The 12,917-nt window shown below is 57.3% G+C and carries 12 protein-coding genes; 9 read left to right on the forward strand and 3 right to left on the reverse strand.

Annotated features, from left to right (window positions below):
* The first annotated feature begins 144 nt into the window (after positions 1-144).
* From AC2FLG_RS08825 to AC2FLG_RS08840, 4 genes are all read left to right on the forward strand, one after another.
* Positions 145-1,389 carry a sarcosine oxidase subunit beta family protein gene (locus AC2FLG_RS08825; protein WP_271947765.1) on the forward strand — a complete coding sequence of 415 codons (1,245 nt, stop codon included), beginning with the start codon at positions 145-147 and terminating at the stop codon, positions 1,387-1,389.
* Positions 1,390-1,477: 88 nt separating this feature from the next.
* Positions 1,478-1,807 carry a sarcosine oxidase subunit delta gene (locus AC2FLG_RS08830; RefSeq protein WP_142633040.1) on the forward strand — a complete coding sequence of 110 codons (330 nt, stop codon included), beginning with the start codon at positions 1,478-1,480 and terminating at the stop codon, positions 1,805-1,807.
* A gap of 43 nt (positions 1,808-1,850) precedes the next feature.
* On the forward strand, positions 1,851-4,865 hold the full coding sequence (locus tag AC2FLG_RS08835) for a sarcosine oxidase subunit alpha family protein (RefSeq protein WP_496705881.1): 3,015 nt from the start codon (positions 1,851-1,853) through the stop codon (positions 4,863-4,865).
* Positions 4,858-5,424 carry a sarcosine oxidase subunit gamma gene (locus AC2FLG_RS08840; protein WP_496705883.1) on the forward strand — a complete coding sequence of 189 codons (567 nt, stop codon included), beginning with the start codon at positions 4,858-4,860 and terminating at the stop codon, positions 5,422-5,424. The genes AC2FLG_RS08835 and AC2FLG_RS08840 overlap by 8 nt, the downstream gene beginning before the upstream one ends.
* Positions 5,425-5,484: 60 nt before the next feature.
* Here AC2FLG_RS08840 and AC2FLG_RS08845 read toward each other — a convergent pair whose 3' ends face one another.
* Both AC2FLG_RS08845 and AC2FLG_RS08850 read right to left on the reverse strand, forming a co-directional pair.
* Entirely contained in the window at positions 5,485-5,880 is a 396-nt protein-coding gene (locus AC2FLG_RS08845; RefSeq protein ID WP_142633046.1) for a hypothetical protein, read from the reverse strand.
* A 100-nt stretch (positions 5,881-5,980) separates the two neighbouring features.
* Positions 5,981-6,742 carry an FkbM family methyltransferase gene (locus AC2FLG_RS08850; protein ID WP_496692374.1) on the reverse strand — a complete coding sequence of 254 codons (762 nt, stop codon included), beginning with the start codon at positions 6,740-6,742 and terminating at the stop codon, positions 5,981-5,983.
* 102 nt (positions 6,743-6,844) lie between these two features.
* Here AC2FLG_RS08850 and AC2FLG_RS08855 point away from each other — a divergent pair, with 102 nt between their 5' ends.
* The 3 genes from AC2FLG_RS08855 to AC2FLG_RS08865 all read left to right on the forward strand — a co-directional run bounded on the left by AC2FLG_RS08855 (position 6,845) and on the right by AC2FLG_RS08865 (position 8,993).
* Positions 6,845-7,444 (forward strand): superoxide dismutase, encoded by a 600-nt coding sequence (locus tag AC2FLG_RS08855; protein WP_142633050.1) that lies wholly within the window; start codon positions 6,845-6,847, stop codon positions 7,442-7,444.
* Between the two features lie 4 nt (positions 7,445-7,448).
* Positions 7,449-8,330 (forward strand): metallophosphoesterase, encoded by an 882-nt coding sequence (locus AC2FLG_RS08860; protein WP_496701366.1) that lies wholly within the window; start codon positions 7,449-7,451, stop codon positions 8,328-8,330.
* Between the two features lie 210 nt (positions 8,331-8,540).
* A complete protein-coding gene (locus tag AC2FLG_RS08865; RefSeq protein ID WP_496692372.1) occupies positions 8,541-8,993 on the forward strand; it encodes a host attachment family protein in 453 nt (150 codons plus the stop codon).
* Positions 8,994-9,029: 36 nt separating this feature from the next.
* Here the strand turns inward: AC2FLG_RS08865 and AC2FLG_RS08870 are convergent, their stop codons facing one another.
* On the reverse strand, positions 9,030-9,593 hold the full coding sequence (locus AC2FLG_RS08870; protein ID WP_496692371.1) for an LOG family protein: 564 nt from the start codon (positions 9,591-9,593) through the stop codon (positions 9,030-9,032).
* 126 nt (positions 9,594-9,719) lie between these two features.
* On the opposite strand from AC2FLG_RS08870, the gene AC2FLG_RS08875 reads away from it, so the two are divergent.
* Positions 9,720-10,997 carry a LysM peptidoglycan-binding domain-containing protein gene (locus tag AC2FLG_RS08875; RefSeq protein WP_496705885.1) on the forward strand — a complete coding sequence of 426 codons (1,278 nt, stop codon included), beginning with the start codon at positions 9,720-9,722 and terminating at the stop codon, positions 10,995-10,997.
* Between the two features lie 77 nt (positions 10,998-11,074).
* A complete protein-coding gene (locus tag AC2FLG_RS08880) occupies positions 11,075-12,880 on the forward strand; it encodes an ABCB family ABC transporter ATP-binding protein/permease (RefSeq protein WP_496688505.1) in 1,806 nt (601 codons plus the stop codon).
* The last annotated feature ends 37 nt before the right edge of the window (positions 12,881-12,917 follow it).

Here is a 12,917-nt window from a genome sequence, read left to right on the forward strand (position 1 = left end):
AGGGACAAATGGCCGCGAGGGGGCTTCATGTCGCAATAATAAGGGCGATGTCGCAATAGTGCGATATTATGGCGTTGCACGGCAGGGGCCAAAGGCGGTTACACGGCATACCTGCGCCAATCACCGAACCGGATGGATTCGCTTATGAAACACTATTCAGCCTTTGCTGTGGCGCGCGAAGCGCTGCGCTATCATACCGGATGGGAACGCGCCTGGCGTTCGCCCGAGCCCAAGAAACGCTATGACGCCATTATTGTGGGGGCGGGTGGCCATGGTCTGGCAACCGCCTATTACCTGGGTAAGAACTATGGCATCCAGAATGTCGCTGTGATCGAAAAAGGCTGGCTGGGCGGTGGTAATACCGGTCGGAACACAACCATCATCCGCTCGAACTATCTGCAGGATCCGTCTGCCGCGATCTATGAAAAGGCGCGCAGCCTTTATGAGGATTTGAGTCAGGACCTGAACTATAACGTCATGTTCAGCCCGCGCGGCGTGATGATGCTGGCGCAGACCCAGCATGAAATCCGCGGCTATCAGCGCACGGCTCATGCGAATGCGCTGCAGGGTGTAAAGACTGAATGGATCACACCTGAACGGGTCAAGGAACTGGTACCAATCATCAATCTCGAAGGCCCGCGCTATCCGGTTCTGGGTGCGCTGTGGCAGGAACGCGGTGGCACCGCCCGTCACGATGCGGTGGCTTGGGGCTATGCGCGCGCTTGTTCCGCCATGGGCATGGATATAATCCAGCAATGCGAAGTGACCGGGGTTCGGTCACAGGATGGTCGTGTTGTCGGTGTCGACACCACCAAGGGTGCGATCGACTGTGACAAGCTGGGAATCGTGGTTGCGGGCCATTCCGGTCAACTGGCCGAAATGGCGGGCTTCCGTCTGCCGCTTGAGGCGATTGCTCTGCAGGCGCTGGTGTCTGAGCCGATCAAACCCTGCATGGACGTGGTCGTGATGGCCAACACGGTGCATGGCTACATGTCGCAATCCGACAAGGGAGAGATGGTGATCGGTGGCGGCACCGACGGGTTCAACAACTACACCCAACGCGGCAGCTTCCACCATATCGAAGAAACTGTGCGCGCGCTGGTCGAGACCTTCCCGATGATCTCACGCCTGAAAATGCTGCGGCAATGGGGCGGGATCGTGGATATGACCGGCGACCGCTCGCCCATCCTGTCAAAAACACCGCTTGGGAACTGTTTCATCAACGGTGGCTGGGGCACCGGTGGCTTCAAGGCCATTCCGGGGTCCGGCTGGGGCATGGCACAGCTGATGGCCACGGGCCATTCACCGCTGACCGAGGCGTTCTCATTGGATCGTTTCAAAGAAGGCCGCTTCATCGACGAAAGCGTCGCGGCCGGGGTGGCGCACTGATGCAGATTTTTCGGCGAAAAATCTCGCGCGCCCGTTACTCAGATTTCGCATGCAGCATGGTCTCGCCTGCTGCCGAGAGGATGAACATATGCTGATCCTGAATTGCCCCTATTGCGGCGTCGATGCCGAAGAAACCGAATTGGCCGCCGGTGGCGAGGCGCATCTGAAGCGTTTCGGTCCGGGCTCGTCGGATGGTGACTTCCACGATTACCTGTTCATGCGTGAAAACCCTAAAGGCGTTCATTTCGAACGCTGGCGCCATGCGAATGGATGCGGCAAGTGGTTCCACGCGGCGCGCTGCACGCAAACGCTCGAAGTTTTCGGCACCTACTCTGCCCAGGTGTTTGAGCCGCCCAAAGAAATTCGCGAGGCGATCACCGCCAAGCGCCCTGGCTGGACGTGGAGAGAATACAAATGATCCGCGCCACCACCCGTAATTCCGCCTGCGAAAGGTCCGCATCATGAGCACCCGTCTCGCAAATCAAGGCCGGCTGATTGACCGGTCGAAACAGGTCACATTCTCCTTCAACGGCACTTCGATGCAGGGCTACGAAGGCGACACGCTTGCCTCGGCCTTGCTGGCTAATGATCAGATGATGATGGGCCGGTCGTTCAAGTATCACCGCCCGCGTGGTGTTGTCGCCAGTGGTGCGGAAGAACCCAACGCTCTGGTCGGTCTGGGGCAGGGCAATCGGTTCGAGCCGAACCAGCGCGCCACCACGACCGAGCTGTTCAACGGTCTGACCTCGATTTCTCAGAACCACTGGCCGAACCTGGAATTTGATATCGGTGCGATCAATACGCACCTGTCGCGGTTCCTGCCGGCTGGCTTCTATTACAAGATGTTCATTCATCCCAAGCCGTTCTGGAAACACGTCTACGAGCCGTTCATCCGCCAATCTGCCGGTCTGGGTAAAGCCCCCGACAAGGACAGCCGTGATGCGGATACCTATGAGCATTTCTACAACTTCGTCGATGTGTTGGTGATCGGTGGCGGTGTGGCCGGTTTACAGGCTGCCAAAGTGGCTGCTCAGACCGGTGCAAAGGTCATGTTGATTGAGCAGACTGCGCATTGGGGTGGCCGTGCCCCAGTTGATGGCGGCACAATCAATGATGAGCCTGTGGATAAGTTCGTGGAACAAACTGTTTCCGAACTTGAAACAATGGGCAATGTCATCTTGCGCAATCGCTGCATGGGTGCAGGGGTCTATGACCATGGCTATGTGCTGGGCTATGAACGCCTGACAGACCACAAGCCTGGTGCACAGGGCCCGCGCCATCGTCTCTGGCGTATTCGGGCGAAACAGGTCGTGACTGCTACCGGTGCGATTGAGCGTCCGTTGTCTTTTGCGGGTAATGATGTGCCGGGTGTCATGCTGGCCTCGGCCATGCGGGATTATGTCGTGAACTGGGGTGTGACACCCGGTGAAAAGGTGATTGTGGCCACCAATAATGACGACGCCTACCGGACTGCGATCACCTTGAAACAGGCCGGTGTCGATATCTTGCGTGTGGTTGACGCAAGGGCTACCTCCGGCCCTCTGGCTGAAGAGGCGCGACAACTGGGTATCCGCGTCGATGTGGGCAAGGCCATTGCCAAAGTCAAAGGCGGCAAACGCGTCAAGAAAGTTGCCATTTGCAATCAGGACGGCATCGGTGGCGCCCGTGAAGAGGTCGAATGCGACGCTGTTGCGATGTCGGGCGGCTGGTCTCCGGTTGTGCATATGTGGTCGCATTGCGGCGGCAAGCTGATCTGGGACGATGCCAATGCGCATTTCCGGCCGGATCCTGCGCGACCCCCGCTTGGGGCCGATGGCGAAGGGTTCGTCGTAGCCGCCGGGGCATCGAATGGCCCGATGGCGCTGGGCGATGTGCTGGCCGATGCCGATGCAGCCGGTAAGGCCGCAGCCAAAGCGGCTGGTTTCAAAACCAAACGCACCAAAGCGCCTGTCGGGGAAACTACGTCCGAGGCACCTATGGCTGCAGTCTGGTTGATGCCTGCGAACGCGGATATTCAACTGCGGATGAAGTCCTGGCTGGACTTCCAAAACGACGTCAAAGTGTCGGACGTTCAGTTGGCCGCGCGCGAAGGATATGAGAGCGTCGAACATACCAAGCGTTACACCACTCTGGGCATGGCAACGGATCAGGGTAAACTGAGTAACATCAACGGATTGGCGATCCTAGCTGATGCGTTGGACTCCGAAATCCCGAAGGTTGGAACAACAACGTTCCGCCCGCCTTACACCCCAATTTCAATGGCATCTATCGGCGGTGAGGCACGTGGTGAGGTGTTCCAGCCAATCCGCCAGACTCCGATGCATAACTGGCACGACAAGAACGGCGCCGATTGGGAGCCGGTCGGCCATTGGCGCCGGACCTATGCCTATGTTCGCCCGGGTGAAACCGTGCATGACGCCGTGAACCGTGAGGTGAAAAACACCCGCGAGAACCTCGGCTTGCTGGACGCCTCGACCCTGGGTAAGTTGATCGTCAAAGGGCCGGACGCAGGCAAGTTCCTGGACATGATGTACACCAACATGATGTCTACGCTGAAGATCGGCAAATGCCGCTATGGCCTGATGTGTTCCGAAAATGGCTTTCTGATCGACGACGGTGTTGTTGCTAGGATCGACGAAGACACATGGTTGTGCCACACCACCACCGGCGGGGCCGAACGTATCCACGGTCACATGGAAGAATGGCTGCAAACCGAATGGTGGGACTGGAAAGTCTATGTTGCCAACGTGACCGAGCAATATGCGCAGGTCGCCGTTGTTGGCCCCAACGCCCGCAAGGTGCTTGAAAAGCTCGGCGGCATGGATGTGTCGAAGGAGGCGCTGCCCTTCATGGAGTGGCGCGATGGCAAGATCGGCGACTTTGATTGCCGGGCCTATCGCATCTCGTTCTCGGGTGAGCTGTCGTACGAGATCGCCGTACCTGCATCCCAAGGGCAGGCCTTCTGGGATGCGCTGACAGAGGCAGGCAAGGAATTCGGCGTGATGCCCTATGGCACCGAATGTCTGCACATCCTTCGGGCCGAGAAAGGCTTTATCATGATCGGCGACGAAACCGATGGAACCGTGATCCCGCAGGATCTGGGGCTGCATTGGGCGCTGTCGAAAAAGAAAGAGGATTACCTCGGCAAGCGCGCACATTCGCGCAGCCATATGGCCGATCCCGAGCGTTGGAAACTGGTGGGTCTTGAGACTGTGGATGGTTCTGTCATCCCGGATGGGGCTTACGCAGTGGGCGAGGGTGTCAACGCCAACGGTCAGCGCAACATGATCGGTCGTGTGACCTCAACCTATTATTCGGCCAACCTGGGCAAAGGTATCGCCATGGGCTTGATCAAGCATGGTCCTGACCGCATGGGCGAGATTGTCGAGTTCCCGGGCACCGATGGCAAATCCTACAAAGCAAAGATCGTAGATCCGATCTTCTTCGACAAGGACGGGGAGAAGCAGAATGTCTGAACCCATCAGCGCACTGAACCACGCCAGCTATGAGGGCATCGCCAAGGTTGAAGAATGCGGTCTGCAGGGCATGATCACCCTGCGCGGCGACCTGTCCGACAAGGTTCTGGTGAAGGCCGTCAAAGACGCCACCGGTCAGAAAGTACCCGGCCAGCGCGAGGCATTTGTCGACGGAGACTGCGGTGTTTGCTGGATGTCCACCGACGAATTGCTTGTGCTTGTCCCATATGCCGAGGTCGAGGCCAAACTGGCCGCGATGACCAACGCGCTGAGCGGTGTGCATGCCCTGGCGGTCAACGTCTCGGATGCCCGCGCGGTGTTCAGCATCTCGGGCGCGAACGCTCGCGAAGTTCTGGGCAAACTGGCCCCGGTAGATCTGTCGGCTGACGCCTTCCAACCCGGCCAAATCCGCCGTTCGCGCTTGGCGCAGGTTGCCGGTGCGTTCTGGCTGGATGACGCCGAAACTCTCCGCGTCGTCTGCTTCCGGTCAACCGCAGACTACGTGTTCAAACTGTTGAAGGTCGCAGCGCAGCCGGGCAGTGAGGTCGGGGTTTATTAGGTTCCGAAGCTAGGAAAAAAAGCCCCGGATTTTCCGGGGCTTTTGCGGTTTAACCGAAGCTTAACCATCGATCACTTTGCATTTGCCTTGCCCTGAAGGCTTGTTGACAAAGTTGGCATTCACCCAGTTGCCTCTCAGTTTCACGGTGTTGTCAGAAGGGTCAATGCGGGCCGTGTAATTTACCCGGACTTTTTGGCCGCCAAACTCTGTCAACTCAACGCGCCAATCCAGCTTGTAACGCTTCTTTCTATCAATTTTCAGCTTAGCGGACTGCATTTCGTTGTGCCCGCTGGCTGTTTGCGCACTAACGCCGTCCTTATCAATAACAAAGATATAGCGGGGCGCGACCCACCCGGTTCCGTCGCGGTCGCGAACGGCACAATCGTAAGTAATTGTTTCAGCCGCCGCTGCCTGTGCAAAAACGGTAAAAATGGATGCTAAGAAAAGATATTTCATGGTTCCTCGTTTACTCGGTCTATCCAGAAGGGAAGACACCAAACAACGCGAGAGTTTCAAGCGCATATGCAACTAATGCACGAAAAAAATACTGCACCTTCTATTCATGCAACACAACGGCGCGATACCGCTTCAACTCTTGAGGTTGCAGCAATTCTTCGACCTTTAGCGGGTGCCCGTTTTCGTCTTGAATTTCGGTGTAGAATGAAAGGCTTTCAAGGAGTTGAGATGTCCGTGTAAGCCGGTCTTCCTCGGCCAGAAGGGGCGAGTGGAGCGAAAGATAGAGGGCCGGGCGATGCTTTTTCAGAAAGGGCAGAAGGCTCGGCAGAACCGCAAATTCTGCCCCTTCGATATCCATCTTGACCAAGGAGACACGGGACAGGTCATTTACGGCCTCGAACTGATCCCACTCGATGGTCAATGCATCTGTCCCATGCACCCCGTCATGCAACAGTGAACTGGTGGAATCCCCGGGTTCACCGCGAACGGATGCCATACGGGCCACGCCGAATTGATCCGACAATGCGACGCCAAATGCCGAAACATTGCGAATGTCGTTCAGGTCCAGATTCCACGCCAGATGCCGAAACGCGGTGGGGTCTGGTTCGAAACACCAGACGTGGCGGGCTTTGCGGGCACCGTACAACACCGTTGGGCCGATCCATGCCCCGATGTCCAGATAGTCGCTGTCCGGCGTTAGATATCTATCCAGCACGGCAAAAGTCTCGGGCTCCCACGCGCCGGCCGAGGCCTTGCGCCAGAACTTTGAGTGGTAGGGATCCAGCCGGAAAGGCTCGCCATTCAGGCTGCCCGCATAGTATCCGCGGGCGCGGTAAAACATCTTGCGCGCCTGAGTTAGCATCGCGGACCTCCGGGTTTTATGATCTCTGCCCTTGACCTGCGGCACTTGCCAAAGCATTTAACCTTTGGAAACCGCAACATTCATTTTCAACAGGGGGCCGAGATGGCTTTTGAACTTCCTGATCTTCCTTATGCACACGACGCGCTGGCAGCCAAGGGCATGTCCGCCGAAACATTGGAATTTCACCACGACCTGCACCACAAGGCCTATGTCGACAACGGCAACAAGTTGATCGCCGGTACCGAGTGGGACGGCAAGTCGCTGGAAGAGATCATCACCGGCACCTACGACGCAAATGCCGTGGCGCAAAACGGCATCTTCAACAACATCAGTCAGCTTTGGAACCACAACCAGTTCTGGGAGATGATGGGCCCCGGCGACAACGCCATGCCTGGCGAGCTGGAAAAGGCGCTGGTCGAATGCTTTGGCTCGGTTGACGAGTTCAAGTCGCAGTTCAGCGCAGCTGGTGCCGGTCAGTTCGGCTCGGGCTGGGCGTGGCTGGTCAAGAATGCGGACGGTTCGTTGGCAGTGACCAAGACCGAAAACGGCGTGAACCCGCTGTGCTTTGGTCAGACTGCTCTGTTGGGTTGCGACGTGTGGGAGCATTCCTATTACATCGACTTCCGCAACAAGCGTCCGGTGTACCTGTCGAACTTCCTCGACAATCTGGTGAACTGGGAAAACGTCGCTTCGCGGATGTGATCCAGTGACCCGTAGAGGGTTCATAAAGGGCCTGCTGGCAGTGATGCTGGCAGGCCTTTTTGCTGCCACGTATGGTTTCTTCATCGAACCCGCGCTGCGCCTGCGTGTTCGTAAGTGGCGGATCCGGCGCGCGGACTGGACCGCACCGCCGCTGCGGATCGCGGTTCTTGCTGATCTGCATGTGGGTGAGCCCTATGTGGGGCTGAAAAGAATCCAGCAGATCGTCCGGCGCACCAATGCCTTGTCTCCCGATCTTATCCTGTTGTTGGGTGACTACGCCGCCGGGCATAGGATAAATCTAAAACCTGTGAAAATTGCCGATCTGGCGCCAGTGTTGTCCGGATTGCAGGCAAAGCATGGTGTCTATGCGGTTCTGGGAAATCACGATTGGTGGGATGACCGGTCAGCCCAAAAGCGCAGGGGCGGGCCGAATCTGTACGGCGATGCGCTGAGGCGGAATGGTATCCGGGTGCTTTCAAACGAGGCCTTCAAACTGGATGGTGCCGGGATTTGGCTTGCAGGCCTCGAAGATCAGTTGGCGATTTATACGGGCAATGGTCGATACCAAGGGCTGGATGACCTGCCTACGACGCTTAGGCAGATCACGGATGATGCCCCGGTGGTGATGATGGCGCATGAACCGGATATCTTCCCCAAAATTCCTGATCGCGTGGCCCTGACCCTGTCAGGTCATACTCATGGAGGGCAGGTACGGCTGTTTGGCTGGTCGCCGGTGGTGCCCTCGAAATTCGGCAATCGCTATGCCTATGGTCACGTGCGCGAAGGCAATCGTGATCTGGTCGTGTCCGGGGGTATCGGATGTTCGATCCTGCCCGTGCGTTTTGGTGTAACGCCCGAAATTACGGTCATCGAACTGTCCTCCTAACCGGTGAAAACTCGCCTATAACCGCAGTTTCGCGGTCCGGCCGGATTGTAAGACGGCGCGCAGTGCTTACTTTAAGTGTGGCGGAGGAGAGAGCCGCAAATCACTTTAAAAAAATTCCAGGCGGCGCGGCGAAAAACAAAGCTGCGTAAACGGTTAGCCGTGCCTGAAACCCGAGGGATGGTCTCAGAAAAACCAAAACAGGAGATCACAATGGTCGCACTATCGCAGGGAACATGGATTGTCATTGCCGACGGGGAAAAGGCGCTGTTCATGGAGAATATCACGGATGCCGAAGACCCCAATCTGGTGGTTGTCTCGGTCGAAGAAAGCGACGGCTCAGGCGTCAGGCCTTCGGATCGGGCAGGGCGACGCTCTGACAACGGGCCCAATCAGAAATCAGCCGTTGAGGAACCCAAGTGGAAATCGCAGGCCAAGTCTCTGTTCGTGCAGGATGTGGCAAATCTGTTGAATCGCAAAGGCCTGAAGGGGGCATATAAGCGCCTGGTACTGGTCGCCAGCCCTCATGTTCTGGGGCTTCTGCGCCGCCGCCTGCACAGCGAAGTCCTAAGGAAAGTGGTGGCCGAGGTTGATAAGACCCTGACCAACCACCCGCTGAACAAAGTGGAACAGGTTCTGATCAGCCGTCTAAAACCCGCCACCTAGGTCTGCGGCAATCTGCAGGCGGGTCACACCGCCCGACTAGCCCTTATGCGGGACCAACATCGCTCTCAGGGTCGACATCGCCGTTTCCGGGCTGTCGACCCACGCTATGAAATCGGCCAGAGATGTGTCCGCAAATCCCTGGCCGATGACCTGCTGCACAAGATCATGGAGGGCATCCCAATATCCATCAACATTCATAACCAGAATGGGCTTGTCGTGCAGACCCAACTGTCGCCATGTCAGGGCTTCGAACAATTCGTCCAGTGAACCCGGACCACCCGGCAGGACAACCACCGCATCGGCATTCATGATCATGACCTTTTTGCGTTCGTGCATCGTTTCGGTGATCACGAACCGGGTCAAGTCTGTCTTGCCAACCTCGCGCTTTAGCAGGTGAACGGGAATCACGCCGAACGTGTCCCCTCCGGCGGCTTGGGCCGCACGCGCGACCTCGCCCATCAGACCCACATCGCCCGCGCCATAGACCAGTCGCCAGCCCTCCTGCGCCAGAAGCTGACCAAAGGAGCGGGCTGCGTCGGAATAGCTGGTTTGGGCGCCATTGCGTGACCCGCAATACACACAGACGGATTTCTGAGACATCGAGAGGCTTCTCCGGGGTTGTATCTGGGCTTTTGACCCGTGATAGCGGTATTGATAGATTGGCTCAACCGTCAGGCAGAATGCGTTGTAGATAAGGCATTTGCGCTGCGGAGTGAAAGGAAGAGTATGGATTCCAATTCGGGAAGCGAGAGCCCCAGATCTTTCACCTGGGGGGTGATCGCCGGTTTGCTGGTTCTGTTAGGCGTCGGCGGCGCATATTTTTCCGGCGCGTTTAACGGCAAGTCTCTCGACCCAACAGCGCAGGAAGATGTGGCAGAGGATGCGTCTGAGAACGCGTCCGTTGCCTCGGACACAGAAGAGACCCCGCAGGCCGATGCGACGACTGATACGGATACGGCAGCAGCCGAGGCTCCGACCGAAGAGGCTGACGAGACCGCTGAATCGGCTGAGGAGGTTGCTGAACCGGCTGAGGAAGTTGCCGAAGTTACGCCTCCGGCCTTGGATCAGATCTTTGTTGAGCCTGACGGGAATGCTGTTCTGTCCGGAAATGCAGAACCCGGCGCCAAGGTGCGGGTATTGCTGGACGGTGAGGCAGTTCACAGCTTTACCGTTGATGACAGCGGGCAGTTTGCCGAATTCGTGTCGATCCCGTTTTCCACGGCCGCACGCGGTCTGACACTGGAAACCGATGGGGTCGATCAACCGGTCCGCTCTGATGACTATCTGATTGCGGCTTTGCCCGAACCCGAACCAGAGGTCGCATCGGTTGATACGGCGGAAACCACCCTAGCCGACGAATCCGCAGGCGGCGATGAAACCGAGGCGGGGCAGGTCGCTCAAACCGGCGACACATCTTCTGAAGAAACGGCAGATTCCACGCAAGGACAACAGGTTGCGATCCTGCGATCGGGGGAAGACGGGGTCGAGCTTGTCCAACCTGCGACGCCTCAGAGCACCGAACCTGATCAGGTCGCGTTGGATACGATCGGGTATTCAGACACGGGTGAGGTCGAGCTGACCGGCCGCGTGGCTGATGGTTCCGCGGTACGCGTGTACCTGGACAACCAACTGGTCGCTGATATGCAGCCCACGGATGATGGAAAATGGCGCAGCGAGATCGAACGCATTGATCCCGGTGTGTATACGCTGCGTGTGGATGAGGTTGCCTCGGACGGCACGGTTAAAAGCCGTCTGGAAACCCCGTTCAAGCGTGAGCCTCTAGAAGTTCTGAGCGTGGCCGAAGTGGACGATGGGCCTGCACCCTCTCAGGAAACACCGGCCATCCGTTCGGTTACAGTACAAAAGGGTGATACGCTTTGGGCTATCTCTCGGGAACGATTTGGCGATGGTGTCTTGTATGTCAAACTGTTCGAGGCCAACCGAGGCGCGATCCGCGACCCGGATCTGATCTATCCGGGGCAGGTATTCACCATTCCGGAATAATCCTGTACCTCTGACCTTCCGGGGTCAGGGGCACTCTCTGACCGCAGTTCCGGTACGTGAAGAGACGAGTAGCCCCGATGAATTCCGACAATATCCCAAAATTGGACGCGCGCAGCTCTGGCTGGCGTACAATCCGGAAAGTTGCGCCTTATCTCTGGCCCGAGGATGAGCCCTGGGTTAAGCGCCGCGTTCTGATTGCTATGGGCATGTTGGTTCTGGCCAAGTTGATCGCGGTCTACACCCCGATTTTGTACAAAGGCGCGGTTGATAGCCTGGCGGGCGAGGGCGTTCCCCCCGTAGCGCTGGGTGCTGTTGGGTTGACGGTGGCATATGGTGTCGCGCGCATGATGACTGTTGGTTTGCAGCAGTTGCGGGATGCGGCCTTTGCTCCTGTCGGGCAGCGGGCATTGCGCGCACTGGCATTGGAGACTTTCCAGCATATCCACCAGTTGTCGATGCGCTATCACGTGACGCGGCGCACGGGCGGTCTGAGCCGTATTATCGAGCGCGGCGTAAAAGGGGTCGAGTTCCTCTTGCGTTTCCTGCTGTTTTCCATCGGGCCTTTGATCCTTGAACTGCTGCTTGTTGCGATCATTCTGATGTGGCTGTTTGATGTCTGGTATCTGGTGGTCGTCGCGGCAACGATCGCGCTGTATATCTGGTTCACATTTGCGGTGACCGAGTGGCGCGTGAAACTGCGCCGCGAGATGAATGATCAGGATACCGAGGCGAACCAGCGCGCCATCGACAGCCTGCTGAATTTTGAAACCGTCAAGTATTTCAATGCCGAAACGCGTGAAGCTGAACGGTATGATGTGTCAATGAAAGCCTATGCGGGGGCGGCTCTCAAGACGGCGTATTCTCTGGCGTTTCTAAATTTCGGGCAGTCCTTTCTGATCACCTGCGGATTGATCGGTGTAATGGTCTTGGCAGCCATCGGGGTGCAGGCCGGGACGCTGACCGTGGGCGATTTCGTTATGGTCAACGCCTATATGATCCAGATTACCGTACCGCTGAATTTTTTGGGTACGGTGTATCGGGAAATCCGCCAATCTCTGGTCGATATGGGCCAGATGTTTGACCTGTTGGAACAACCCGCCGAAGTGGTCGACAAGACCAATGCACCGGATCTGGATGTAACAGGGGGTGAGGTTACCTTGCATGATGTACAATTCGGATATGATGCTGAGCGGGAAATTCTCAAAGGTGTTTCCCTAACCATTCCTGCAGGCCAAACCGTAGCGATTGTGGGTGCGACGGGGTCGGGTAAATCCACCATAGGTCGGTTGCTGTTCCGGTTCTACGATGTCACCGGGGGCGCGCTGAAAATTGATGGGCAGGATGTGCGCGATGTCACGCAGACCAGCCTGCACGCGGCAATCGGAGTGGTGCCACAGGATACCGTGCTGTTTAACGATACCATTCGCTATAACATTGCCTATGGACGCGACGGGGCCACGCAGGAAGATGTCGAAGCCGCCGCCCGGGCTGCCCAGATCCACGATTTCATAGTCACGTTGCCCGAAGGCTATGACACCACAGTCGGTGAGCGCGGGCTAAAGCTGTCGGGTGGGGAAAAGCAGCGGGTCGGTATTGCCAGAACGCTGCTGAAAAACCCGCCGATCCTTTTGCTGGACGAGGCGACATCGGCGCTGGACACAGATACCGAACAAGACATCAAGGATGCTTTGGCCCATGCGGGCGAGGGGCGTACGGTTCTGACGATTGCCCATCGCCTGAGCACAATCGCCGAGGCAGACAGTATTGTAGTGCTAGAGCGTGGCAAAATCCTGGAGCAAGGCACGCATGATGAGTTGCTGAAACGTGAGGGGCGTTATGCCCAGCTTTGGAATCGCCAGCAATCGGATATGCAGGCGGCCTGATAGGCGGCCCAAACTATGTTACACTACAGATCACTCA

This window comes from Ruegeria sp. CDSA193, assembly GCF_059611885.1.